The 26,016-nt window shown below is 37.4% G+C and carries 26 protein-coding genes; 20 read left to right on the top strand and 6 right to left on the bottom strand.

Annotated elements, in window-relative coordinates; translation table 11 throughout:
* The first annotated feature begins 180 nt into the window (after positions 1-180).
* The 5 genes from AC1DFT_RS00650 (at position 181) to AC1DFT_RS00630 (ending at position 5,769) form a co-directional block, all read left to right on the top strand.
* On the top strand, positions 181-1,935 hold the full coding sequence (locus tag AC1DFT_RS00650) for an ABC transporter transmembrane domain-containing protein (protein ID WP_477916665.1): 1,755 nt from the start codon (positions 181-183) through the stop codon (positions 1,933-1,935).
* The gene (locus tag AC1DFT_RS00645) at positions 1,935-3,719 is read left to right on the top strand and encodes an ABC transporter ATP-binding protein (RefSeq protein ID WP_477916663.1); all 1,785 of its coding nucleotides are present in this window, start codon (positions 1,935-1,937) and stop codon (positions 3,717-3,719) included. Before AC1DFT_RS00650 ends, AC1DFT_RS00645 begins: the two co-directional genes overlap by 1 nt.
* A 222-nt stretch (positions 3,720-3,941) precedes the next feature.
* Positions 3,942-4,652 carry a cytochrome c biogenesis CcdA family protein gene (locus tag AC1DFT_RS00640; RefSeq protein WP_477916661.1) on the top strand — a complete coding sequence of 237 codons (711 nt, stop codon included), beginning with the start codon at positions 3,942-3,944 and terminating at the stop codon, positions 4,650-4,652.
* 226 nt (positions 4,653-4,878) lie between these two features.
* Entirely contained in the window at positions 4,879-5,241 is a 363-nt protein-coding gene (locus tag AC1DFT_RS00635; protein ID WP_477916659.1) for a response regulator, read from the top strand.
* Positions 5,242-5,307: 66 nt separating this feature from the next.
* Positions 5,308-5,769, top strand: coding sequence for a CcdC family protein (locus tag AC1DFT_RS00630; RefSeq protein WP_477916960.1), 462 nt, complete (start codon positions 5,308-5,310; stop codon positions 5,767-5,769).
* A gap of 131 nt (positions 5,770-5,900) precedes the next feature.
* Here AC1DFT_RS00630 and AC1DFT_RS00625 read toward each other — a convergent pair whose 3' ends face one another.
* On the bottom strand, positions 5,901-6,356 hold the full coding sequence (locus tag AC1DFT_RS00625; protein ID WP_477916958.1) for a DUF2621 domain-containing protein: 456 nt from the start codon (positions 6,354-6,356) through the stop codon (positions 5,901-5,903).
* A gap of 997 nt (positions 6,357-7,353) precedes the next feature.
* On the opposite strand from AC1DFT_RS00625, the gene AC1DFT_RS00620 reads away from it, so the two are divergent.
* The 10 genes from AC1DFT_RS00620 to AC1DFT_RS00575 all read left to right on the top strand — a co-directional run bounded on the left by AC1DFT_RS00620 (position 7,354) and on the right by AC1DFT_RS00575 (position 14,193).
* Positions 7,354-8,052 carry a GntR family transcriptional regulator gene (locus AC1DFT_RS00620; protein WP_477916657.1) on the top strand — a complete coding sequence of 233 codons (699 nt, stop codon included), beginning with the start codon at positions 7,354-7,356 and terminating at the stop codon, positions 8,050-8,052.
* A 36-nt stretch (positions 8,053-8,088) separates the two neighbouring features.
* Positions 8,089-9,126 (top strand): NAD/NADP octopine/nopaline dehydrogenase family protein, encoded by a 1,038-nt coding sequence (locus tag AC1DFT_RS00615; RefSeq protein WP_477916655.1) that lies wholly within the window; start codon positions 8,089-8,091, stop codon positions 9,124-9,126.
* 43 nt (positions 9,127-9,169) lie between these two features.
* On the top strand, positions 9,170-9,940 hold the full coding sequence (locus AC1DFT_RS00610; protein ID WP_477916956.1) for an amino acid ABC transporter ATP-binding protein: 771 nt from the start codon (positions 9,170-9,172) through the stop codon (positions 9,938-9,940).
* Positions 9,941-9,945: 5 nt separating this feature from the next.
* Entirely contained in the window at positions 9,946-10,779 is an 834-nt protein-coding gene (locus AC1DFT_RS00605) for a transporter substrate-binding domain-containing protein (RefSeq protein WP_477916653.1), read from the top strand.
* A gap of 185 nt (positions 10,780-10,964) precedes the next feature.
* Positions 10,965-11,642, top strand: a complete 678-nt coding sequence (locus tag AC1DFT_RS00600) for an amino acid ABC transporter permease (RefSeq protein ID WP_477916652.1) — start codon at positions 10,965-10,967, stop codon at positions 11,640-11,642.
* A 32-nt stretch (positions 11,643-11,674) separates the two neighbouring features.
* A complete protein-coding gene (locus AC1DFT_RS00595; RefSeq protein WP_477916650.1) occupies positions 11,675-12,364 on the top strand; it encodes an amino acid ABC transporter permease in 690 nt (229 codons plus the stop codon).
* A 502-nt stretch (positions 12,365-12,866) separates the two neighbouring features.
* The gene (locus AC1DFT_RS00590) at positions 12,867-13,082 is read left to right on the top strand and encodes a DUF1659 domain-containing protein (protein ID WP_477916648.1); all 216 of its coding nucleotides are present in this window, start codon (positions 12,867-12,869) and stop codon (positions 13,080-13,082) included.
* Positions 13,083-13,103: 21 nt separating this feature from the next.
* Positions 13,104-13,316 (top strand): DUF2922 domain-containing protein, encoded by a 213-nt coding sequence (locus tag AC1DFT_RS00585; RefSeq protein ID WP_477916647.1) that lies wholly within the window; start codon positions 13,104-13,106, stop codon positions 13,314-13,316.
* A 58-nt stretch (positions 13,317-13,374) separates the two neighbouring features.
* Positions 13,375-13,497 carry a YvrJ family protein gene (locus AC1DFT_RS00580; RefSeq protein ID WP_477916646.1) on the top strand — a complete coding sequence of 41 codons (123 nt, stop codon included), beginning with the start codon at positions 13,375-13,377 and terminating at the stop codon, positions 13,495-13,497.
* 105 nt (positions 13,498-13,602) lie between these two features.
* Positions 13,603-14,193, top strand: a complete 591-nt coding sequence (locus AC1DFT_RS00575) for an SCO family protein (RefSeq protein WP_477916645.1) — start codon at positions 13,603-13,605, stop codon at positions 14,191-14,193.
* A 28-nt stretch (positions 14,194-14,221) separates the two neighbouring features.
* Here AC1DFT_RS00575 and mscL read toward each other — a convergent pair whose 3' ends face one another.
* Positions 14,222-14,611 (bottom strand): large conductance mechanosensitive channel protein MscL, encoded by a 390-nt coding sequence (gene mscL / locus AC1DFT_RS00570; RefSeq protein WP_477916643.1) that lies wholly within the window; start codon positions 14,609-14,611, stop codon positions 14,222-14,224.
* Between the two features lie 175 nt (positions 14,612-14,786).
* Between mscL and AC1DFT_RS00565 the strand changes: the two genes are divergently transcribed.
* Entirely contained in the window at positions 14,787-15,485 is a 699-nt protein-coding gene (locus tag AC1DFT_RS00565; RefSeq protein WP_477916641.1) for a lytic transglycosylase domain-containing protein, read from the top strand.
* Between the two features lie 16 nt (positions 15,486-15,501).
* On the opposite strand, the gene AC1DFT_RS00560 is transcribed toward AC1DFT_RS00565, so the two are convergent.
* The 3 genes from AC1DFT_RS00560 to yfkAB all read right to left on the bottom strand — a co-directional run bounded on the left by AC1DFT_RS00560 (position 15,502) and on the right by yfkAB (position 17,782).
* Positions 15,502-15,750 carry a GlsB/YeaQ/YmgE family stress response membrane protein gene (locus AC1DFT_RS00560; protein ID WP_477916640.1) on the bottom strand — a complete coding sequence of 83 codons (249 nt, stop codon included), beginning with the start codon at positions 15,748-15,750 and terminating at the stop codon, positions 15,502-15,504.
* An 83-nt stretch (positions 15,751-15,833) separates the two neighbouring features.
* Positions 15,834-16,382: a cysteine hydrolase family protein gene (locus tag AC1DFT_RS00555; protein WP_477916639.1), complete on the bottom strand. Its 549-nt coding sequence runs from the start codon at positions 16,380-16,382 to the stop codon at positions 15,834-15,836.
* Between the two features lie 308 nt (positions 16,383-16,690).
* The gene (gene yfkAB / locus AC1DFT_RS00550) at positions 16,691-17,782 is read right to left on the bottom strand and encodes a radical SAM/CxCxxxxC motif protein YfkAB (protein ID WP_477916954.1); all 1,092 of its coding nucleotides are present in this window, start codon (positions 17,780-17,782) and stop codon (positions 16,691-16,693) included.
* 147 nt (positions 17,783-17,929) lie between these two features.
* Between yfkAB and AC1DFT_RS00545 the strand changes: the two genes are divergently transcribed.
* The 3 genes from AC1DFT_RS00545 to AC1DFT_RS00535 all read left to right on the top strand — a co-directional run bounded on the left by AC1DFT_RS00545 (position 17,930) and on the right by AC1DFT_RS00535 (position 21,775).
* Positions 17,930-18,430, top strand: a complete 501-nt coding sequence (locus AC1DFT_RS00545) for a DinB family protein (RefSeq protein WP_477916637.1) — start codon at positions 17,930-17,932, stop codon at positions 18,428-18,430.
* A 119-nt stretch (positions 18,431-18,549) separates the two neighbouring features.
* Complete coding sequence (gene acnA / locus AC1DFT_RS00540) at positions 18,550-21,258, top strand: aconitate hydratase AcnA (protein ID WP_477916636.1); 2,709 nt, start codon at positions 18,550-18,552, stop codon at positions 21,256-21,258.
* Between the two features lie 100 nt (positions 21,259-21,358).
* On the top strand, positions 21,359-21,775 hold the full coding sequence (locus AC1DFT_RS00535; RefSeq protein WP_477916635.1) for a hypothetical protein: 417 nt from the start codon (positions 21,359-21,361) through the stop codon (positions 21,773-21,775).
* A 31-nt stretch (positions 21,776-21,806) separates the two neighbouring features.
* Here AC1DFT_RS00535 and AC1DFT_RS00530 read toward each other — a convergent pair whose 3' ends face one another.
* The gene (locus AC1DFT_RS00530) at positions 21,807-22,355 is read right to left on the bottom strand and encodes a GNAT family N-acetyltransferase (RefSeq protein WP_477916634.1); all 549 of its coding nucleotides are present in this window, start codon (positions 22,353-22,355) and stop codon (positions 21,807-21,809) included.
* 287 nt (positions 22,356-22,642) lie between these two features.
* On the opposite strand from AC1DFT_RS00530, the gene AC1DFT_RS00525 reads away from it, so the two are divergent.
* The gene (locus tag AC1DFT_RS00525; RefSeq protein WP_477916633.1) at positions 22,643-25,852 is read left to right on the top strand and encodes a BTAD domain-containing putative transcriptional regulator; all 3,210 of its coding nucleotides are present in this window, start codon (positions 22,643-22,645) and stop codon (positions 25,850-25,852) included.
* Positions 25,853-26,016 lie beyond the last annotated feature (164 nt).

The following is a 26,016-nucleotide window of genomic DNA, read 5'->3' as shown; positions in this document are numbered from 1 at the left end:
CTGCTTAATTAGTTGCTCTTTCACTTCCAATGATTGCCCTTAACCATTTATTTGTAAATATCATCACTTTTAACAGAATAAGTTTCAACTTCCGAAATATTTTCTGCTTTTCGTCTTCCGAAATGTATGAACATTTGCTAAACTATATAAGTCTTAATATAGGAATATGGGGGAAATCAAGTGAAAGTATTTTTGGATTTAGGGTGGTTTTTTAAAGAAAGGAAGAAGCAATATTTACTAGGCATTTTGATGCTTATGTTCGTCGCTTTTTTGCAGCTGATCCCTCCTAAAATTATCGGGTATGTTGTAGATGAAATTAGCGCTGGTTCTTTGACGGTTTCCACATTAACGAAATGGCTGGCAATTTTAGCAATAGCAGCAATTGGGATGTACATTTTACGGTACTACTGGCGTATTATGATTTTCGGTTCCGCCATTTTTTTAGCGCGACAATTAAGAGAAAGATTGTTTCGTCATTTTACGAAAATGGCGCCTTCGTTTTATCAGAAAAAACGTGTAGGAGATTTGATGGCGCATGCAACAAATGATTTGTCCGCTGTTCAGCAGACTGCAGGAGCTGGCGTATTGACACTTGTCGATTCCATCACTACAGGTGGTTTTGTTATTGCGGCAATGGCTATTACGATTAATTGGAAGTTGACGTTAATCGCGCTTATTCCACTTCCCTTAATGGCCATATTAACAAGCTATTACGGAACATTGTTACACAAACGATTTCGTTATGCTCAGGAAGCATTTTCTAGCTTGAACGATAAAGCACAAGAAAGTATTTCTGGCGTAAAAGTCATTAAAACATTCGGGCAAGAAAAAGAGGATACCGAAGATTTCGTGCAATTATCAGAAGATGTAGTAGATAAAAATATTCGTGTGGCCAAAGTAGATGCATTGTTTGATCCAACGATTTCACTCATTGTTGGCATATGTTTCTTCTTATCCATTGTGTTTGGAACCCGTTTTATTTTAGCAGATGAAATGACCATAGGAGATTTGTTTGCCTTTACTTCCTATTTAGGGCTACTCGTTTGGCCGATGCTTGCTTTTGGCTGGTTATTTAATATTGTAGAGCGTGGTCGTGCTTCTTATGATCGTATTATGAATTTATTGGATGAAGAGATTGAAATTGATGATAAAGAAGATGCATTGGAAGAAAAACCAGTAGGAGATATCCAATTTCATATAGATGAATTTAAGTTTCCAGCTGACGAAAGAGCTGCAATACATGATGTTCATTTCACGATTAAGCGCGGAGAAACATTAGGGGTTGTTGGTAAAACTGGCGCTGGAAAAACAGCAATACTAAAACTATTAATGCGAGAGTTTGAAGGGTATAGGGGGCAAATCATCTATGGAAATCATCCAATAGATACCTATAAAAAGCGGAGTTTACGAGAGGCTATTGGTTATGTGCCTCAAGATCATTTCCTTTTCTCTACAACGGTCGCTGGAAATATTGCGTTTGCAAATGCAGGTGCTTCAATGGACGAAGTGTATGAAGCAGCGAAACTGGCCTATATTCACGAAGATATATTGCAGTTTACGGATGGATACAGCACAGTTGTTGGAGAACGTGGCGTGAGTTTATCAGGTGGTCAAAAGCAACGTATTTCGATTGCACGTGCACTGATGATGGAGCCGGAGCTTTTAATCCTCGATGATTCACTATCCGCAGTAGACGCACGGACAGAAGAGGCTATATTAGAAGCTTTAAAAGCCAAACGACAGGACAAAACGACGATAATTACTTCTCATCGACTGAGTGCGATTCAGCATGCGCACCAAATTATTGTCATGAGTGAAGGAACAATTATAGAAAAAGGGTCCCATGAACAATTGATGGAGTTAAAGGGAATGTATTACGAAATGTATCAATTACAACAACTAGAATCATTAGTGGAACAGGGGGGTGAAGCATAATGGATGAAAAACAACTACAGTTAAGTGGGAAAGATCAGTGGAAAGTTTTCAAACGATTGCTCACCTATTTAAAGCCACATACAAAAGTTATTACGTTAGCATTATTTTTGCTTATTTTGACGGTATTAGGGGATATTTTAGGCCCTTATTTGATTAAGGTGTTTATGGATGATTATTTAACTCCAAGAAATTTCCCGACAGGTCCCATTGTTGGGCTAGCACTTGGCTACGTATTTATACAAGTTGGCAATGTCATCGTCAGTTACTTCCAGTTACTTAGGTTCCAGGAAATCGCCTTGAAAATTATTCAACAAATGCGAATTGATGTGTTTTCGAAAGTCCATAAGTTAGGTATGCGTTACTTCGATAAAACACCTGCAGGAAGTATCGTATCACGAGTAACAAATGACACAGAAGCGATTAAAGATATGTTCGTTAGTGTATTAGTAGCATTTGTACAAAGCGGATTTTTAGTAATTGGTGTGTATATTGCTATGTTTATCTTGAATGTAAAACTAGCGCTTGTGACCATTGTTTTATTGCCTATTTTATTTTTCATCATTACGACGTATCGTAAACATAGTTCGATCGTGTATCAAGATTTGCGCGAACGACTTAGTCAGTTAAACGCAAAGCTTGCAGAATCGTTGCAAGGAATGACGATGATTCAAGCATTCCGACAAGAAGATAGACTACAAGATGAGTTCAATGATATTAACGATAAGCACTGGAATGCAGGCAAACGTAATATTAAACTGGATAGTTTGCTACTTCGTCCAGCAATAGATTTAGTGTACGCACTAGCGATTATTATGGTCCTTAGTTATTTTGGAATAATTTCTATGAATAATGTAGTAGAGGTCGGTGTGATTTACGCGTTTGTCACTTACATTGACCGATTCTTTGAGCCTATTAATCAAGTAATGCAACGTCTATCGATATTCCAACAAGCAATTGTTGCGGCTTCCCGTGTATTTAAATTATTAGATGAAAGTGACTTAGCACCTTCCCAAAAGAATATCGAGAGTGCTAAAATTGAGCAAGGAAAAATCGAATTTCAAAATGTTACTTTTTCCTATGATGGTAAAACAGATGTCCTAAAAAATATTTCATTTACTGCCGAACCCGGTCAAACCGTAGCTTTAGTAGGTCATACTGGAAGTGGGAAAAGTTCCATTATCAACTTGTTGATGCGTTTTTATGAGTTTGAACAAGGGGATATTAAAATTGATGGACATTCTGTGAAAGACTTTCAGACGGAAGAAATCAGAGAGAAAGTAGGGCTTGTACTGCAAGATCCATTTTTGTTCTATGGGGATATCGAAAATAATATTCGATTACATGATAAAGAAATGACTGCTAAGGAAGTTAAGGCCGCTGCAGAATTTGTGCAAGCAAATACATTTATCGAAAAGCTTCCAAATACGTACCACCAAAAAGTTACCGAGAGAGGATCCACATTTTCAAGTGGTCAAAGACAGTTAGTAGCTTTTGCTCGGACGATCGCAACGAATCCAAAAATTTTAGTTTTAGATGAAGCTACTGCAAATATCGATACGGAAACTGAAGTAGCGATCCAAAGCAGTTTAGAAAAGATGCGGAAAGGTCGTACAACGATTGCAATTGCCCATCGTTTGAGTACGATTGCCGACGCAGAACTTATACTTGTCTTACATCACGGAGAAATAGTGGAGCGTGGCACTCACCAAGAGCTACTGAACCAAAAAGGTTTGTATCATAAAATGTATCTATTACAGAACAATGTTGTAGATGATATCGCCTGATTATTATAGGCAAATAAACCAGCAAAGGTTAAGCATCTTGCTGGTTTATTGTCTTTTAGAAAGTATATAACAATAATAAGCGATATTTTAATGTTCAAGTCTTTCACAAAGGTTGATCATTTGCTAAACTTAAAAAGTCAAAAAGCTGTCACAAGCAATTGTAGAGTCAAAGTACGATATATTTGGTACGATAGGGACAGTAAATCGGAAAGGAAGACAGCCGTGAGTACCGATATAAATTTATTTTTGGCATTTGGAGCAGGGTTTTTAAGCTTTATCTCGCCTTGTACATTGCCTTTGTACCCTGCATTTTTATCTTATATAACGGGAATGTCATTGGAAGAAATCAAAACAGACAAAAAGTTAATGCAAAGAAGGGGAATGCTACATACTTTATTTTTCTTATTAGGATTTTCCATCATATTTATAGCAATTGGATTTGCAACATCTTTAGTAGGAACATTCTTTATCCAATATGGAGATCTACTACGTCAAGTAGGTGCAATTTTCATTGTTATCTTCGGATTAATCATTGTTGGTATATTCAATCCAGCATTTCTAATGAAAGAAAAACGTGTTCATTTTAAAAATCGTCCTTCTGGCTTTTTAGGAACTACATTAATAGGGATGGCGTTCGCTGCTGGCTGGACTCCATGTACGGGACCAATTTTAGCGGCGGTAATTGTAATGGCAGGGTCAAACCCAGACCTTGGAATCTGGTATATGCTTGCATATGTGTTAGGATTTGCGATTCCATTTTTCGTACTATCATTCTTTGTTACGAGACTTAACTGGATTCGTAAAAACAGTAATCTCATCGTAAAAGTAGGCGGTTACATTATGATTGCCCTTGGGATTTTATTGTTTTTTGACGGTTTAGAGTATATTATCCGAATTTTAAGCCCGTTTTTTGGTAATTTTACAGGATTTTAACTTTATTCAGCAGACAATAATTGCTGAATAAAGTTAAAGCCTCCGGCGGATGCCACAGATTTTTAGAGGAATTTATCGAGCGAGCTCGATAAAAATCTGGGCGCACTGTTTTCTGCTAAAAGCTTGCGCAGGAGCAATGTTTTTCCTGCGGAGCTGAACAAAGTGTAGCGGAAGCAAATACGCCGAGGTGTATTTGATTGGATTTCATAGTTAAGGGGGCATGAATATGACGACAGTATTAGTAGTGGATGATGCAATCTTCATGCGTACCACGATTAAAAGAATGCTTGCGGAACATCAATTTGATATAATTGGTGAAGCAGCAAATGGGCAAGAAGCAGTTGAAATGTATAGAAAGTTAGTACCAGATGTAGTAACAATGGATATTACGATGCCAGGAATGACAGGGATAGAAGCAGTTAAAGCAATTATCTCTGAGTATCCAGATGCAAAAATAGTGATGGTTACAGCACTTGGACAACAAAAACTAATAGTAGATGCATTAGAGTCCGGCGCAAAAGATTTCATCACTAAGCCATTCAATCCAGAACAAATGGTGCAAGTGCTACAGAATGTGACAGCAGACTAGAGAATAAATGTATTGGAATTGATGGATATAATGAATACAATATTTGAAAAAATATCACCGAATCTCATGATAATTGTTTCTACGGTGTTAGCAATTGGTATGGGGATTGTTGTTACGACTATAAGGGCAAAATCCGCTAAACGACCGGCAAGTGTAAAAAAAATATTATTGCCTCCACTTTTTATGTCTACTGGAGCACTTATGTTTATCTTTCCGTTTTTTCGTGTAACAGGTCTAGAGTTTTTAGAAGCTATAATCGTTGGTATTTTGTTCTCCATCGTACTTATTTGGACTTCCAAATTTGAACGAAGAGATGGCGATATTTACTTGAAGCAGTCGAAAGCATTTATCTTTATCTTGTTTGGATTGTTAATCGTGCGTATCATTGGAAAATTAGTGCTTAGCTCAACAATCGATGTTGGGGCACTAAGTGGAATGTTCTGGATATTAGCATTCGGTATGATCGTTCCTTGGAGAGTTGCGATGTATATGCAATTTAGGAAAGTACAAAAAGAAGTAAGCTTATAAAAAAAAGCGCAAAAACCTGTCTCTGCACTGTCTGGCAAATGTGAATGGGATAGAAAAGTGCGCAGGATCTGGATTTAGATCAATTATAAAAAGAAAGCGAGCACTCCTTAAAAAGGGGGTGCTCGCTTTTTTCATTTACCTCGAGGCATATCAGCTGATAGCTCGAAAAACTGTTCATATGGGGAAACATCAATCTTCAGCTCTGCCAGTTTTTTACGTAAGAATTTATGATCTCGTTTAGGAGTAGCGATAATATAACCTCGCACTAATAGTTCTCGTGTAATAGCGGTCGCTTTTTCTTCTAATGCTAGCTGTCCAATTTTACCTGCGATTTTTTGCTTGGCAACTGGTCTAAATAGTTCTGGCACCGGACTGACTAACTCATTTAACAGCATTTTCTGGTCTTCATTCCATAAATGTATGGTGTTGTTGACATAATATTCTTCCCAATCTAATACGGACTTTCCGTCATCTTTCGGTAAAGCTTTTAAAAACTTTCGGAACATGAAGAAGCCGCCAATTGCCATTAATGTTATGAGTACAACAACCCAAAAAAGTATAAACCATAAAAACCAACCATTTAACAATCTATTCACCTCAATCTTCTTACTAATAGTATAAGATGTTTGCGAAAAATTTTCACTAAAACTAGCTTTATCAGGGTATTAAGGGGGATTCATGTTGTACTAGTCCCACTTGTATCCCCAATTGCTAAGCTTTCTGCAAACACGTCCACTGCTTTTTCTTCCAACTCATTAAACACATGGCCCTAAATAGTATAAATCATTTCTACCGTATTCCCCAAGCATTCGGCAATAACTTTTACATTTAACCCTCTGTTTAAAGATTGAGTGGCATGAGTATGTCGAAACCCATGCAATGTTATAGTCGATAGTCCATTTTTAAAATTATTCTTTTAATTACATAGTTAGCATGGTTAAAATACTCAGGATAACCATTTTCACCTATAATCACAAATCGATCGTCATTGAACTCAATACTGTTTGATAACTGGTTTTAGTTTTAGGTGTACCACCCTCGTGTATCCGCGGTTTCACTCAACGGTTAATGTTTTGTTTTTAAAATCGATGTTTTTCCACTGAAGTCCATAAACTTCTCCTATACTTGGTCCTGTTTATGTTAGTACTAGGAAAAACTATAGATTGATATATATTCTTGTTGTTTCACTACAGCTCCGTATCCTTATTCGACTTCTCCAACTTCAGCTTTAACATTCCCTTTCATAGCTAGGCATGGCGTATGTACGGGAATAAGTAAGTATAAATTTATATTTTTTTTGTTATTTAAAATATGTATATTTATTCACCGCACCTTGCTACAGCGAGGTCTTTCTTTATGCAGAGTGAATATGGATGTAAAGATTAATTGTTCGGGTGATAGGCACCAAATGGAAAAACGCTAGGAATGACGTAGTAGCTACTAATGTCGAGAAATTATTCCATAAGTGCGCACAAGTACACAAAAAAATAAACAGAAAAAACTAAATATTCTATTTATTTTTTAAAAAATGTGTGCTAAAATAACTTTATAATTGTATACAATTATATTAAGGCGGTGAACCAGTTGAATGAAAGAGCAAAAGTCAGTAGAGTCTCTACGAAAGACATTGCACATAAAGCGTTGAGAGAAATGATCATTAAGGGTGAACTGGAACCGGGTCAACCAATTGCGGAGGAAGAGTTAGCCAAAGAGCTACAGATCAGTCGAACCCCTCTTAGAGAAGCTCTTCAGATCTTGGAACTGGAAGGATTGGTCAATCGTAGTTTAAATGGGCGAATGAATGTGGCGCCGATTTCGATCCAAGAAGTGAAAGAAATATTTGTTATCCGTAGTAACTTGGAAGGGATTGTCGTTGAAGATACCATTGATAATATCACGCAAAAGGACATTGACCACTTAACCCATCTTATTAAATTACTCAAAATGGCGATAAGCCTGGAAGATTATGAGACAATCGATCGATTTGGTAAGCAATTCCACGAATACATTTACACGGTGAGTGGCAACAAGATTGCGGTTAAGTTCTTGTATCAGCTCAACAGCATGATCAACCGGTACAGGCGATTGGCACACAAAAGTATTGGCGATACAAAACAATCCGTAAAAGAACATAAGATGATTCTTCATTACATCATCCAAAAAGACAAGATCAACGCAGTAGAAGAAATGAAGAAACATATTTTAGGTTCGTTGAATCAAGCCATCAAGACGGTCGAAAAATACGAACATACCCAATTCCAACAAGAGAAAGGTACAGATTGAAACAGATTGCGAACCATATGAGAGGAGGAAGAGTTCATGACATATGCAGTAATGGGCGGTGGAAATACAGGGCAGGCCATTGCAGGATATCTGAAATTGAACGGAGAAAACGTGAAATTGTATACCCGTGATGCACAGAAAGCTGAAAGAATTTCTACACAAGGGTTGGAAGTGAAAGGGATCTATTCGGGGCAAGTCGATTTAGAGGCATCGACCACCATAGATCAGGTGATTGCAGAGGCCCAGTTTATCATTGTATCGACGACGGCTATAGGGCATAGGACGATTGTCAATCAAATTAAACCGTTCTTGCAACCCAATCAAACCATCATCTTTTTTCCAGGCTACTGGGGTGCACTAGAATGTGAACGAATTCTGGGTACTGATTTGATTACAGAAAAGAACATTACAGTGGCCGAAACGAGTGCCATGCCTTTTGTCAGTTTGGCCGATCAAGCAGGTTCTGTTGCAATCACTAAAATTAAAAACAAGGTACTAATTAGTACGTTGCGTAAAGAAAACCAGATTGCTCCATCGTTTATGGAAAGGTTTCCGCAATTGATTCCGGGAGAAAGTGTATTTGAGACTTCCTTAAATAATTCCAATGTGGTGATTCATCCTCCGATCACCCTGTTTAACGCGGCAAGGATTGACGCATCTGAGAGATTTCAGTTCTATCCTGACGGAGCATCCCCCTATTCCTGTAACTACGTAGAAAAGATGGATAAAGAACGACTGGAAATAGCAAGTCGTCTAGATGTCGATCTTCAAAGTATTTTGAGTATCTTAAATGAATTTTATGATTCCGATTATCCCACTTTATATGAAGCTTTGCCTGGCTTGTTCCCTATTGGATTAGGTCCTACGACACTCGATTATAGGTATCTGACAGAAGACATTCCTTTTGGACTTGTTCCGATTTCAGAATTAGGGAAAATCTTAGGGGTGGAAACACCGTATACCGACTCCATCATCAGCACGGCATCTTTACTTATGAACAGCGACTATAGGCAAGTAGGGATTCGCTTTCAGGGGTTGACCGAGGAGAATCTACGGCGGATGTCCATGGTATAGCACATATAGGATTTGAAATAAAGCACTTGGGGAGGTAGAGATTATCTTACACGTTAAAAACTTGCATGTTTCATACAACCAAAAGGAAGTGTTGAAAGGTATTAACCTATCGGTCGGAAAAGGCGAGGTTGTATCGTTTATTGGTCCGAGTGGAACAGGGAAAACCACCTTATTAAAATGCATCAATTACTTAGAAAAACCCCAACAGGGTGAAATTCAAATCGGGGATCTGCATCTCAATTATCAAAGTTTATCCAAGCAAGACACCCTAAAGCTTCGCAGGAAAACCGCCATGGTGTTCCAAATGTTCAACATTTTCAAACATAAGACGGTCATCCAAAATGTAATGGATGCTCAAATAGCCGTTCAGAAAAAGTCCAAAAACGAAGCGTATGCCATGAGTTTGAAACAATTAGAAAAGGTAGGTCTTATAGATAAAATAAATGAATATCCCTCTCGCTTATCGGGAGGACAATTACAAAGGGTCGGCATTGCACGTGGCTTGGCGCTTGAACCCGAGTTGATTTTGTTTGATGAACCTACTTCAGCTCTTGATCCTGAATTAGTAGAGGAGGTATTGAAAGTAATAGAAGATGTAGCGAAGTCCGGCATGACAACGCTTCTTGTCACCCATGAAATGGACTTCGCCAAGCGGATTTCCGACAAAGTGGTCTTTATGGAAAATGGTCACATTGTGGAAGTGGGAACGCCTGAACAAATCTTCGAGAAATCAGTGAATGTGAGAACTAGGCAGTTTTTGAAAAAGATCTATGCAGAGCAAGACCAACAAAAATTAAACATTAAGGGTGGTTGATGAGAATGAAGAAAAAGTCAATTTTAATAGCAGCTTCTGTACTGGGTTTATCTCTCCTTACTGCATGCAGTTCCACTGACAACGAGTCACAAGCTGAGAGTACTGGGGATTCAGGCGTAAGAACAATCAAAGTGGCGACTGGCCACACATCAAAACCATTAAGCTGGGTCGATGAGAACGGCGAAGTGACGGGTTATGAGCCTGAGCTTATAAAAGAACTGGATAAAGTGCTTGAAGACTATGAATTTGAATTGTTCGGTGTGGAAGATTCAGCAGGTGAAACAGGACTAGCTACTGGAAAGTACGACATGTTGGCAGGTGGTCTAGGGTTCACGGAGGAACGTGCAGAGCAATATATCATTCCTTCAGAATCAAGTGGTCGTGCCCTGATCAAGATTTACGTGGCAGAAGATAGTGGAATTAAGAGCATTCAAGATTTGGTAGGGAAGAAAATTTCTCCTCTATCCCCAGCGGGTGCCACATATAAAACCGTTAAGGATTGGGAAGAAGAAAATCCTGAATTTAAGCTAGAGTATAATTTGGCTGATGTGGGAATTCCAATCGCAGATCGACTAAAAGAAGTGGCGACTGGAAAATATGATGCGTTGTTCTATCCATCGAGTTACGGACAAATCGAAATCATTGAAGATCAAAATCTACCTGTCGTGGGATTGGACCCAGTCAAAATTATTCCGACGTTCTTTATGATTCACAAATCAGAGGAAAATGAGGAACTGAAACAAGCCGTCGATGAAGGTCTAAAGGAATTAGCAGAAGCAGGCGTGCTTTCTAAGTTGTCTACTGAATTCTACGCAGAAGATGTGTTTCAATACGATTGAGGCTTTTACATGAACGTCTTTGTTCGAGTCAGATAAGGACATAGTGAATATCTCCGGATCGACTAGAGCACATCCATACTCTCTCGTTTGGTTGAATCCCTTGAGAATATGGATGTAGACTAAGACGAAAAACAAAGCCATGACACCGTCATGTACAGAAGAGATATTCATTAAAGAAGGGAGAAATGACGATGGAAACGGGTATGCAAGGATTACTAATGGAGTTTCTTAAAACGCTTCCGATCAATATTATCATCATCATCTTGTCGGCTGCGCTTGGGTTACTCTTTGCTGTGCTATTAACGTTTGTGCGACTGAAGAGAATTCCCGTCATTAGTCAATTAGCCGATTTGTATGTATCTTTTGCGCGAAGTGTTCCTGGACTGATTTTACTATTTATAGCGTACTTTGGAATTCCAAAAGTGTTACCTCTCATCGGTTTAGGCATATATGATATAAGCCCGATCCATGCTGCTATTATTTCCATGGGATTTTATCATTCTGGTTATATTTCTGAAGTGTTTCGCCCCGCTTATCTTGCTGTTGAAAAAAGTCAACATGAAGCTGCAGATAGCTTGGGGTACACACCAATGCAAAAGTTTTTCCGAATTATTCTGCCTCAAATGTTCCCTGTTGCTCTCCCGGGATACGGCAATGCCTTGGTTTACTTGATTCATGATACGTCGCTGATCTTTGCCATTGGAATCGTGGATATTATGGGAACCGCAGAATTGTCTATCGCACGATCTTACGGTACTAATCAAATCCTAATTTACTTTATCATTGCCTTAATGTTTTCGGCTATGTGCTTCACAACGGACGGATTGGTTAGAAAACTGGAGAAGAGAGTGGCCATACGATAAAGGTTTAACCACTATAAGCAGGGGGGATTAACATGTTTGRTTTAGAGGCTTCATACGAAATGTTTTTAGGGATATTGGGTGTACTTCCTGAAACCTTACTCATAGCGATTACTATACTTGTATTATCCACCCTTCTAGGAGTGGTGTTGGCTCTGATACAACAATATAAAATCCCTGTGCTGGTTCAACTTACAAAATTATTTAAACTGTTTTTAAGAGGGACACCTATGGTGGTGTTTTTATACTTGATGTATTATGCACTCCCTGCCATTGGACAGTTCATCGTTACGCTTTTAGGTATCGATTATAATATGAACAATATGTCGCCTCTGGTTATTTTAATTGTCACAGTTAGCCTTACGTTGTCTGCCTTTCAATCTGAGATCATACGAGGCTCATTTTTAGCGGTAGATCCGGGGCAAATTGAGGCGGCGCAATCCTTGGGCTATAGTTTTTCTCAAACATTTACGAGAATTGTTGCCCCGCAAGCTTTTGTCCATGCCATCCCTGATTTCGCAAACTCTTTTACAGTGGCCATCAAAGCCACTTCACTCGGGTTTTTAATCACCGTGATTGATATCTTTGCACAAGCCAAAATCATGGCAGCCCAGAACTTTCGCTTTGTCGAGGCGTTCATGATGGTGGCACTCATTTACTGGGGAATCGGTATTTTAATCACCAAGTTCGCCGACCGCTATGAGAATGATGTGCGAATCAAATGAGCTCATGCCTTCACACAAGCCCCATACATACACATCCGTCCTTGCAGCCGCATGGGCGTTTTTGTATGCCTCTTTAAGTAGCTGGTACTCTTAATATTGATTGATTTCTTACAAATTCACCTTACGGGCGGCATGATGGAGTAACAAGAAAAACGTTTGTTATTAATATCATCCATATTAATTAAAAAGCACCTCGATTGTGATGCTTTTTTTTTGCCCTAATTTACTTACACATTCCTGTACATAAGCGCCATTTATATTTGATATTAGTCCTGATCTAGCCCCTAAATCGCCCCAATAGTATGCATTTTTAATACATTATTTTGCAAGATGATAATGTACATAATTTAACCCTAAACCTTGGTACTACTGGATTATTGTAATTAATTTGCGTGAGTATGCAGACCGACTTAAAAATAAGATGTTCTCAAAAAAATTTCACTAGGAATGTATCCTTTTGTTAAAGAAGTTTCTATCTACTAGTTGAAAGGAGGTGATACACATGGCGAACTTAGAACATAAACAAGCGGTATTTAAACTGATTTTCGAAGCAGGGTTGACAGAGGATGGAAAGATGAAGACTAAATCGAAAACGTATCGTAATATCCACGGTGCAGCAACAGCAGATCAATTAGAAATAGTAGCAAATACTTTGAAAAGCTTTACAAACAGTCCCTTTATCGGTGCAGAAAAGATCGAAACGATGAACTTAAACTAATAAACTAAAGGAGGAATTAGCATGGCTAAAGCGTTACAATTACAATTTGAAGCAGCTAACGGGAGATCTATTATGTTATCAGTCGATGAACCAAAGGACTCCTTGACTACCGAAGAAATTCAAACAGGTATGGATGCCATCATCAGCAGTAATGTTTTTCATGTGGGAGGGTCACCACTTGCACTAGCTACAAACGCAAAAGTAATCGAACGTAATGTAACAACTATTATTTAATCTAAAAAAAGACTCTCCGCCCTACGGAGAGTCTTTATTAGAAGGGAGATGCATATAAATGGAACAATGGCTTGCAATTATTCAAGATGTTGGTTTTCCAATCTTTGTGTCATTTTACTTGATGCATCGAGTGGAAAGCAAACTCGAGGAAATTAAAAATGCACTATTATCCTTAAAATAACTTCTCTAGTCACAAAACTGTTGAATTAATAGAAGCCAATGTAGTTGAATGAACCAAGTTGTTTCGTTAAGATAAGGCTATAATAGAAAAGAGAGGTCTCATTCCATGAAAAGATTATTAGCAATGCTTTCTATCACTTTGCTTATACTTGCAGGTTGCGGAAGTGGAGGAAATTTTGAAGCACAAACGAATTGGAAAGTAGAAGATTTCAAATACGAAAACCAACGCGGAGAAGCTGTTTCACTAGATGATTTAAAAGGAAATGTTTGGCTAGCAAGTTTCATCTATACGAATTGTACAACGGAATGTCCATTAATGACTTTTAATATGAGTGATATTCAAAAAACACTTGAAGATGAAGGAATAGAAGACTATAAGATTGTTTCATTTACTGCAGATCCTACTTTCGATACACCAAAAGTATTACAAGAATATATCGGAAACTTTGAAGTTGCAGATGAAAGCAAATGGAACCTTTTAACTGGCTACTCACAAGAAGATATTAAAAAATTTGCAGCGGATAATTTTAAAACGGCTGCTATAAAAAATCCAAATAACAACGAAGTGATGCACGGCATATCCTTCTTTTTAGTCGACCAAGACGGTGTCGTTGTGAAAAACTATAATGGTTATCAAGACGTGCCGAAAGAAGAGATTGTGATGGATGTAGAAGCATTAATCGCAGATGGAAAATAAAAAAAGAACCCAAAGCGGGTTCTTTTTTTTATGCGTTATTTTGTTTTTTTAGTAAGTCTCTAATTTCTTCCAATAATACTTCTTTTGCATCAACAGGAGGAGCTTCTTTGACCACTTCCACAACATCATTTTTCCGTTTAAATTTAGATAACAGACGAATAAATAAGAAAATAGAGAAAGATATAATTAGGAAATCAAAAACGGATTGGATAAAATTACCGTAAAAAATTTCTGTTTCCTTATACTTAAATGACAACGAAGTGAATTTAACACCATTTAATAGAAGTCCAACTAACGGAGTAATAATGTTTTCTACTAATGAAGAAACAATCTTCCCAAAGGCAGCACCAATAACAACCGCTACTGCTAAATCTAGTACATTTCCTTTAAAGGCAAACTCTTTAAAGTCTTTCCACATATATTATCACCTCCATAATTCCATACTACAAAAAAATACAATAAATGTATAGTAACTTTCGACATTTTTCGACTATTCTTATATAGAGACATGTGAATGTTTTCTTTTTAGTGAAAAATGGGTATGATAGACGATGACACAAAAAGTATTTCGCGAAATAGGGGAATAATGCTATATGAAAAAAAAGAAGGATACATCCTATAAAACTAAAGCTTGGATACTTATATTACTCCTTCCCATTACGATTACAGTGTATGTACTGTTGATTATTGGATGGAAAGAATTACAAAGGATACCAGTAGTACTTGAATGGGCTGAATCTATTCATCTAAAATCCTTTACTCAAAATAAATTAGATATCCCGGAAGAATATATTACCATTTATCAAGAGGCTGAAGCGATTTATGGTGTACCATGGACGCTGCTTGCAGCTCATCATCGTATGGAAACTATATTTTCAACAATGGATCCCCTCCTATCTCCTGTTGGAGCAGAAGGTCATATGCAGTTCATGCCATGTACTTTCGTAGGTTGGTCCCATCCGAGTTGTAGTGGACTAGGACAAGGTGATATCCCCGAAGAAGACAAAGTAAATCCAGAAATAATAGCGGCCTATGGTGGCTATGGTGTCGATGCAAATAAGGATGGAATAGCTGACCCTTATGACATTGAAGATGCCATTTTCAGTGCAGCAAATTATTTAGCAGCAAGTGGAGCGGCAGATGGTGAGCTAGAAAAGGCCATTTTTAATTACAACCGAAGTGATAAGTACGTAGAAGATGTCTTATATTTTTATCATTTATACGAAAATCAGTTGCAAGCGCTCCAATCTGCATCCGCTTTACAAACTAAAAAAAAGGATGGACGCGAATAGCAGTCCATCCTTTTACTTATTTACGCATAGATTTGAGTATCAAACTTAAAATGAATACTAAAATAATCGCACCGATTAAAGCTGGAATAATAGCCATGTCCCAAATAACTGGTCCAAAGTCAGAGAATATTAGTCCGCCAACCCATGCACCAATAATACCTGCTATAATATTACCGATAATACCACCAGGAATGTCCTTACCTAATATTAATCCTGCTAACCATCCAATAATACCACCGATTATTAAATATAAAATAAATCCCATTTTCATTCATCTCCTTAAAGGAATGTTGTATTGCTTTACATTCTTTATATAGCCATAAAGGAGAAAAACTAAACATGTAGACATTATTTTGCTATTACTTTAGCACCTAGCGAGTTCGTGAAATGTTCTAAAGCCCATGTATGCCCTTGTGGATTGAAGCTTGCAACCGCCGCCTCATGAATAACAATCGAAAAGCCTAAATTATATGCATCCACAGCCGTATGTAAAACACATATATCTGTACATACACCAAGGATATGTACTTCTTCAATCTGACGCTCTCGTAATAATTGATGCAAATTCGTTCCGGCAAAAGAACTATAACGCGTTTTATCCATCCAGATAATCTTATCGGGGTTTGTTTCATATAGCTTTTTTAGGTCTCCATATAATGCACGACCTGGTGTATTGCGGATATTATGAGGAGGAAATAGTTTCGTTTCCGGATGGAATGGATCGTTTGCTTCGTGCAAATCGACCGGAAAGATGACTAAGTCCTTGTTATTCAAAAAATCCTGGGTAATGGAAACAATGGCTTCTTCTATTAATTGTCCTGGCTTACCACAAGTAAGCGCCCCATCATCTGCAACAAAATCTACCGTATAGTCAACTACTAGTAATGCTTTTTTCACTATTAAACACCCCTTATCTAATTACTATAAGTATGAATGATTAAAAATAAAAATCCATATAAAATAGTAAATTTAATATTCAAAATGTTTTGTAATCTGACGAAAAAGCGAGTATAATAATAAAAAAAGGGAGTGGAGAAAATGGACGTTCAAGTAACAAAAAAGTTAAATAAACAAGGGGTATGGTTCGTGATTCTCCATACTGTATTCATCTTAAACCTAGCGATAGACATATTTTCTATTCACTAGAAAAGTAGCCATAAAAACAAAACGACCGAATGGTTCATACTCATTCGGTCGTTTCTTTTTTACTTAACTGTTCCGCTTTCAAACACGGTTTCTTTATAATACATATTTTTCACTAGTATGTTAGGACCTAAGCATTTTACTGCCGGACAATGACAATTCAGTGATTTAGAGAGTGGGGAAGCTAGCCATCTATCAAAAACAGCTGGAAGTGTATCCGTTTGAATATTACCTAGCTTCGGAGCATCTCCAAAATCAGTTACAATTACTTCTCCTGAAAAAATATTGACATTTAAACGTGATCTACCGTCCGGATCATTTCGCACTGAAACATTTTTGGCATTCTTTAATCTATTTAAAAGTTCTATGCTTCTATCATTTTGACTGCAAGGATAAAACGGCAAAGTGCCGAACAGCATCCATGTGTCTTCATCACGAAAATCGAGTAATTGTTCAATCGCATCATGGGTTTCCTCTAATGTAAGCGTTGTGAGTGCGCTAGCAAAATCAGATGGGTACATAGGGTGAATTTCATGCCTAGCGCACTTCATTTCTTCCACTACTTGTTTATGAATATGTTCTAAATACGGAAGTGTTTTTTTGTTGAGCATCGTTTCCGCTGAAACCATGACACCTGCTTCCGACAGCATTCGACTATTGTCGATCATGCGCTGGAACAATTTCGCACGTTGTTCATACGTGGGTTTCCTATCCATCATGGCAAAGCCGGTTTCGACAAATTCATCAATTGTTCCCCAATTATGTGATATATGTAGTACATCTAGAAACGGTGCGATAAGTAAGTATCTTTCTGGATCTAAGGTCAGATTGGAGTTCATTTGTGTCCGCACTCCGCGGCTTTTAGCGTACTTTAAAAGTGGAAGTACATAATTCATCACAGATTTCTTTGAAAGCATGGGTTCTCCACCTGTAATACTAATCGTTTTAAGATGAGGAATATCCTCTAGCCTGGTAATGATTAGATCAATAGGTAGTGCATCGTCCTCTTTCGTTTGCAATGTATAGCCAACTGCACAATGTGCACAGCGCATATTACAAAGATTGGTTGTAGTGAATTCAATATTGGATAATGTAAGCTTTCCATGTGTTTCGATATCACGATAAGCTTCCCATGGATCATTAGTTGTTGTCATTATGTTTTTAGTAATCAAGTAAATCTTCCTTTCCAATATAATATTGTCTCATATTCTAGAGGAAATGAAAATATTACTCGCAAGAAAGATTGCGGATACGAGCTATAGGGTATAAACTATTTAACCAGATATGAGTGGAGGAATAAGATGTTTATAGAAAAAAATAATGAAATTAGGGCTGCACTTTTTCAACAAGTGGATACATTAACAGACCAACAATTCAACCAAAAACCAGATGCGATTAGTTGGTCGCCTAAAGAAATCATCGAACATTTGGCGAAAATGGAACAAACAATCACAAAGGGAATTAAAGCTGAATTAGTTAATCCAAAAAGCTCGACTGCGAAGAAAAAACCAATACAACTTTCGACATTGCGATTTATAAAAGTAAAAGCGCCGAGCCATACAATCCCAACCTCTGTTTATGAAACAAAAGAAAAGATGAAAGCAGTGCTTCATAAAGCTAGAATGGAGTTGCTTGCTGTCTATACAACTAGTAATCTGCATGATTTAAGGTCTAAATCATTAAAACATCCGATTTTTGGGAAAGTCCCACTTATTCAATGGTTTCCTTTTGTAGGTCTGCATGAGAAAAGACATCTTATACAATTAGAAAAAACAATCAAGAAATTAAAAGGTCATAAGTAATAATTATCACTTATTATAATTTTAATGTAATTTACTTATCGACTTTATTCGAGTATGATTGAAATTGGAGAGAAGTCATTAGAATAGAGTCTTTTCAATAGACATTAGGAGGAAAAGCAATGGCAAAAAGTAATTTACACAACAGCCGTACTTCTTTTTCTGTAAATGGTAAAGAATATAACTATTACCGTTTAGCAGCTTTAGAAGAAGCGGGTATCGCAAATGTATCACGCCTTCCTTATTCAATCAAAGTACTATTAGAATCTGTTTTACGTCAATATGACGGCTATGTAATCAAAGATGATCATGTAAACCAATTAGCAAAATGGGGTAAAGACGCAGATACGGAAGCGGAAGTACCATTCAAACCTTCTCGCGTTGTCCTACAAGACTTTACTGGAGTTCCAGTAGTAGTTGATTTGGCGTCATTACGGTCCGCGATGAAAGAAATGGGCGGTAACCCAGACAAGATTAACCCTGCTATTCCAGTTGATCTTGTAATTGACCACTCTGTACAAGTTGACAAATACGGCACATCAACTGCATTAAAAGCAAATATGGATCTTGAGTTTGAACGTAATGCTGAGCGTTACAATTTCCTTAAATGGGCACAAACATCTTACAACAATTTCCGTGCTGTTCCACCAGCAACAGGTATTGTTCACCAAGTTAACTTAGAATATTTAGCGCCAATCGTGCATGTAAATGAAGATGCAGATGGTACATTAGAAACTTTCCCTGACTCAGTAGTAGGTACTGACTCTCATACTACTATGATTAACGGACTTGGCGTATTAGGATGGGGTGTAGGTGGTATTGAAGCGGAAGCAGGAATGCTTGGACAGCCTTCATACTTCCCGATTCCAGAAGTAATCGGAGTTAAATTAGTAGGAGATCTTCCTAACGGTACAACTGCTACTGACTTAGCGCTTAAAGTTACGCAAGTATTGCGCATGCGTGGTGTAGTTGGTAAATTTGTCGAGTTCTTCGGTCCTGGAGTATCGAAATTACCACTTGCTGACCGTGCAACAATTGCCAATATGGCTCCTGAATATGGCGCTACTTGTGGTTACTTCGCAATCGATGAAGAATCACTTAACTATTTACGACTAACTGGTCGTGACGAAGAGCATATTGCTGTAGTAGAAGCTTACTTAAAAGCAAATGATATGTTCTTTGATCCAACATTAGAACCAGTTTATACTGATGTAATTGAAATCAACTTAGCAGATATCGAAGCAAACCTTTCTGGACCAAAACGTCCACAAGATTTGATTCCACTATCTGATATGAAAGCTCGTTACCACGAAGCAGTTGTTGCTCCACAAGGTACACAAGGTTTCGGTTTACCAGAAAAAGAATTCGACAAAACGGCAACTGCTAAATTTGCTGATGGAGATGTAACAATTCCAACAGGTGCTGTAGCAATCGCTGCGATCACTTCTTGTACAAATACATCTAACCCATACGTAATGCTAGCAGCTGGTTTAGTTGCGAAAAAAGCAGTAGAAAAAGGACTAACTGTTCCTGCTTACGTAAAAACATCTTTAGCACCAGGTTCAAAAGTTGTTACTGGTTATTTAGAAGATTCAGGATTAAACGAATATCTTGATAAAATCGGCTTCAATACAGTTGGTTACGGATGTACTACATGTATCGGTAACTCTGGTCCATTACTTCCTGAAATTGAAAAAGCAATCGTTGACGAAGATCTTTTCGTAACTTCTGTACTTTCTGGTAACCGTAACTTTGAAGGACGTGTACACCCACTTGTAAAAGCTAACTACTTGGCTTCACCACCATTAGTTGTTGCTTATGCACTTGCTGGGACTGTAGATATCGATCTACAAAAAGATTCATTAGGAAAAGACAAAGATGGCAATGACGTATTCTTTGCAGACATCTGGCCTTCAACTGATGAAGTAAATACAGTGCTAAATAAAGTAGTTACTCGTGAATTATTCCAAAAAGAATATGCACGTGTATTTGACGAAAACGAAGCATGGAATGCAATTGAAACGTCAACAGAATCTTTATATACATTTGATAACACATCAACGTATATTCAAAACCCACCATTCTTCCAAGGATTAGCGAAGGAGCCTAGTGACATTCAAACACTTGCTGGACTTCGTGTTGTTGCGAAATTTGGAGATTCTATTACTACTGACCATATTTCACCAGCAGGTGCCATTGGTAAAGATACACCTGCAGGGAAATACTTGCGCGAAAACGGTGTAGAAATCCGTGATTTCAACTCTTACGGTTCTCGTCGTGGTAACCACGAAGTAATGATGCGCGGGACATTCGCGAACATCCGTATTCGTAACCAAATTGCTCCAGGTACAGAAGGTGGATATACTACTTACTGGCCAACTGGTGAAATTATGCCAATCTATGATGCTGCGATGAAGTATCAAGAAGAGGGTACTGGATTAGTAGTTCTTGGTGGAAAAGATTACGGAATGGGATCATCTCGTGACTGGGCTGCTAAAGGAACGAACCTTTTAGGCATTAAAGCTGTTATTACGGAAAGCTTTGAACGTATTCACCGTTCAAACCTAGTAATGATGGGGGTTCTACCACTTAATTTCTTACCAGGTGAAAATGCTGAAACGCTTGGCTTAACAGGTAAAGAAGAGATTAGTATCAATGTAGCAGAAGGTGTTAAACCTCGCGACATTCTACAAGTTACTGCTAAAGCAGAAGACGGTACTGAAAAAGTCTTCAACGTACTTGCTCGCTTTGACTCAGAAGTAGAAGTAGATTACTACCGTCACGGTGGTATCCTTCAAATGGTACTACGTAACAAAGTATTAGAAGCTTAATAAGCTTATATGAAAAAGCCTAATTCCAAGTGGATTAGGCTTTTTTGACGTAGAATAGCTGATTCGTATACGTCATATGATGTATATAAACAACATAGGAGTGAATAAAACGAAGAAAAGAAAAATAGGGCTACTGTTTGGTACGTTTTTATTTCTTATAACTATAACTGTCTTCCTATTTACTAGTACGCCAAAAGCAATACTTGAAGTTTGCTCCCCATTTTTCCAACAAGGCACGATGGAAACCCAAATTTTACAGCTTACCCTCATGGAAAAAGGGGGGTTGTATGATCAAGTTGGAGAGAGATTAAAAGAAAAAGGCTATGAGCACCGGATTCTTGGAGGAATAGATGCTAAGGATAAGATTTTGGTTAAGTTCGTATTAGCCAATAAAGAAGCTAATAACTTAAGGCAGCAAGAAATAACGACAATTTTTAATGATTATATTACAAAGAATAATTTAGATACAGAAGCGTTCAAAATACAGGTGAGCAATGATAAGAGTACAAATTGGTAGGATAAGCATTTTAAAACATCAAGAGGATGTTTTAAAATGCTTGTTTCCACTCTGGTTTTATTAATGAGAACACAAATGTATCATTTGATTTGTCATTCTGATAAATATATCCTCTTAACAATCCATCTTGCTGGAAGCCCAGTTTTAATAATAGCTTGTAAGAGGATTCATTTTCTGTAAAAGTCACAGCTGCAATACGGAATAAGTTTAATTCTTCGAAGCAATAGTGAATGATCTGCTCCACAGCTTCGCGAGCGTATCCTTTTCTCCAATATTCAGGTAGCAATTCATATCCTATTTCTGTCCTTTTTTGTGTAATCACTAAATTATTTAATCCTAGTGTACCAACTAATTCTTCGGATTCTTTGAGGAAAATACCCCATCTCATAGATTGCCTTGCTTGAAAGTTCTTGGAGAAGGATTTAATCATGTTACTAGCTTGTTCTTTCTGTTGAAGAGGCTCCATGCCGTAATATTTTATTACTTCTTCATTTGAAAAAATTTGAAAAATCTTATCAGTATGTTCTTCTTTAATTTCGATTAGTTTTAATCGCGGTGTTTCTAAAACTGGAAATTCCAATACGTTTCCCCCTAACTAATCAATTACACCTCGGCGTAATTGCTTTTAAAATATATAACATCCGCCAGAGACTTAATCAAACAGGATGTTAGTCATTCTGGCGTTGTCCTAGGAACCGGCGATCTTAGCCAGAGTTCCTCTAATCAGCAGTTATTATTTGCTGAATCAAGTTATAGTATTCTATCATAATTCCATCTTTTACCCAAGTTAGAATTGTTGTGCAATTATGACTATTAGTGTGATAGGATAAGTTTAGTAGATTATGTTATTTGATGGGAGCGTTAAAGATGGAACAACCAACGATTATAATGTCTAAACTAACCCCACCTCTAGCCTCTTCTTTTTATATGAGAAGGTCTTCACTTATCAAAAAACTAAAAACAAAGGACCACCAAAAATTAACGCTTTTACATAGTGGAGCAGGTTTTGGCAAAAGTTCAGCACTGGCACAGTATTATGCTGATTCAAAAGAATTATTTTCTTGGTACACGGTTACAGAAGAAGATGATGATATCCTTCCGTTCCTGCGCCATTTAATCCAAAGCATTCAAAAAGTAATACCTACTTTTGGGGAAAGTTTAATGGAAAGAGAATTGCTTTCCATGTACCCAAAAGAAACAGAATTGATACATTGGTACTCCCTATTTAGTAATGAGCTTTCTCGAATAGATGAAACGTTTTCCATTGTATTAGACGACTATCATCTCGTGGATCATGTTTTTTCGATCAATTATATAGTAGAGAAAATCATAGAGTTTCTTCCCCCTAAAATCCATTTAGTTGTTGCTTCTCGCATACGTCCTAAATGGTCTATACTGTTAAAACTAAAGTTAAAAGGGCAATTGGTTGAAATAACGGAAGTAGATTTCATATTTACAGAAGAGGAAATTCAAGTATTTTTTGAAGATTATTTTGATAAAACAATTTCTATGGAAGAAGCTGCGGAAATTTTAAGACTTACAGAGGGATGGGCGATTGCGATTCATTTAATTGCAATGCAGTTAGTGGAGAACAAAAAGCAAATAACCAAACTAGGGGATCCACTACTAAAAGATTTGTTTACCTATTTGTCAGAAGAAGTGTTTTTGTTCATGCCGGAATCAGATCAACAATCTCTTTTAAACTTTAGTATATTCCCTATGTTTACGAAGCAAGAGATAAGTGATTTTTACGGGGAGCAGGAAGCAAAAAATTTAGAAAGACTGGCAAATAGTCATGCATTTATCCAACCATTAGCTGAGCCAAATACCTTTCGTTTTCACGCCTTATTTCAACAATTTTTAGAAACAAAATGGTCACAAAAATCACGACAGACTTTTTATAAGACCCATAAGAAGGCGGCCAATTTGTTTAAAGAACAAAATAATGTTGTGCAAGCACTGCATCATGCCGTCAAATCAAACGATGAAATATTTTTAGGGGAAATGCTCATCTCCTTCGCAAACTACATGGTAAAAGCTGGGCAATTCGATTGGTTATTAGATTTACTCCAAGATCATGTATCGATTGAAACGAGAAATCATTTTTACGAATTGTTTTTTTACGAAGGAGAATGCCATCGATACAGGGCTTTTTACGAAAAAGCGAGAGTTGCCTATGAAGCTTGTTTGGAAATCGCAATGGATAAACAAGATATCTTGTTTATCAGTCGGGCAAATGCAGGGTTAGCACATATTTATTTAGATACGATTCAGCCAGCATTTGCAAAAGTTTATTTGGAAGAAGCAGTGAAATGGGCAGATAAAAGTAAGGAAATCCAAAGCACCGAACGTTTATTTTTAAAAAGGTTACTAGCCGAAAATTTAGTGAATCTTGGGAAAGCAAATGAAGCGAATGAATGGGTAAAGAATGAGCAGTTAGACGCCAACTTATTAAAGGAAGGTAATCTAGACGCTCGTATCTTGCTTCGCACAGGTTTATTGAACCAAGCACAGTATCTTTTGGAACATCGTACGGCAGATGAGGTAAGTTTACCGGATTCGCACAGAGAGACGGATGTTCTTCTTTCCTTTATCTATTCGCTCACCGGTCAGTTAGACGCAGCTATGCGTTCGGCAAATAAAGGAATCGAGACTGGTATTCGGGAACAGTCAGGCTTTGTCGAAGCGGTAGGTTGGATTCGAAAAGGACATGCAGAGTTTTTAGCAAGTTCCTTTGACTTGGAGACGCCGGAAAATTATTATAGGAAAGCGATTCAAAGAATGGATGAGTTAAATGTTGCACGGGCAAAAGCGGAGCCTTATATGGGGCTTGCGCTCGTCAAATCGCGACAAGGACAATTTCTAGAAGCGATTTCGTATGGGGAAAAAGGATTGCGTGAAACGGACAAGGGAAAAGATTATTGGCTGTCTGCATATATTTTACTTTGTTTGACGATCATTTATTTTGAACACCAACAGTTTGAACGAGCGATTCAAGTTGGAAAGGAAGCAAATGCCCTTTTTGCCAATAGTGGGGATGTATATGGTGAAATGATTGCTCATTACTGGTTGATACGTATATATGACCAGTTAGGACAGCAAGATTTATGGGGACAGCACGCTCAAATATTTGCGGCATTATGTGTACGAAATAATTTTTTCTTTTTTCTTCAAAGCAAAACAGTGTTTGGTCCAGCAGACATACAAATAAATTATCCACTTTTCCAGAAACTTTGCAAACTACAACTAAACAACGATCCGTTACAAACGATTGCAAAAAGACTATCTATCCAACCCACAATCATTTACCCTGGATATCAATTAAGTCTTCAACTTTTAGGACCATTTTCGCTTTTTAAGGGGAATGAAGAGTTAAGTGATCGAAAATGGCAAAGAGATAAATCCAAAGAATTGCTCACCTATTTATATTTACAAAAAGGTCGTTTTGTACCTAAAGAAGAACTAATGCAAGCATTATGGAGCAAGAGTGATGAAAAAACGATGGATCGAGATTTTAAAGTGACGCTAAATTCATTATTGAAAGTAATTGAGCCAGATAGAAAAGCAAGAGAAGAATCCTATTTTATCGATCGTAAACAATCGATGTATCGCTTAAATCCAGTTGCAGTTATAAAGAGTGACTTAGAAACTTTTCAAAAACTTACCGATCAAGGGGTAGATGAAAAGAATCCGTTTATATGTAAAGAGTTACTATTGAAGGCGGTTAAATTGTATAGAGGAGAATTGGTAGAAGATAAGCCGACACTAGAATGGATTTCCCATGAGCGAGAAAAAGCCCAACAACAATATATACATGTATTAGAACGATTAGCGCAAACAAGTACCCGTTTGAAAGAATTTGAGCAAACCATTTATTGGGCTGAAAAATTAATCAAAATAGACCCTACATGGGAAGAAGCATACCGTTTATTAATGTTCGCCTGTTATCAAATGCAAAATAGAAGTCTAGCTGTTAAATGGTATGAACGTTGTGTAACTGTACTTAAAACTGAACTAAATATTAACCCGATGAATACAACGATTCAAATGTATGAAATGATAACGAGTTATGGATGAACAATTCTCGAATTAATTATGCTCCTGCGAAAGGTCGCGGCAAAAAACGTTTGCTTTTTTAGCAAACGTTTTTTTGTAACTTTTTTGTAACTCCCTTTTTGTATGATAAAACAGAAGCATGAGAACGCTTACAAATTTGTAAAAGGGGGATTTATATGCCGAAG

The sequence above is a fragment of the Psychrobacillus sp. 05T411 genome, from assembly GCF_056396485.1.
Note: the sequence above shows the minus strand (reverse complement) of the source record. Positions and strands in the feature narration are given on the sequence as shown.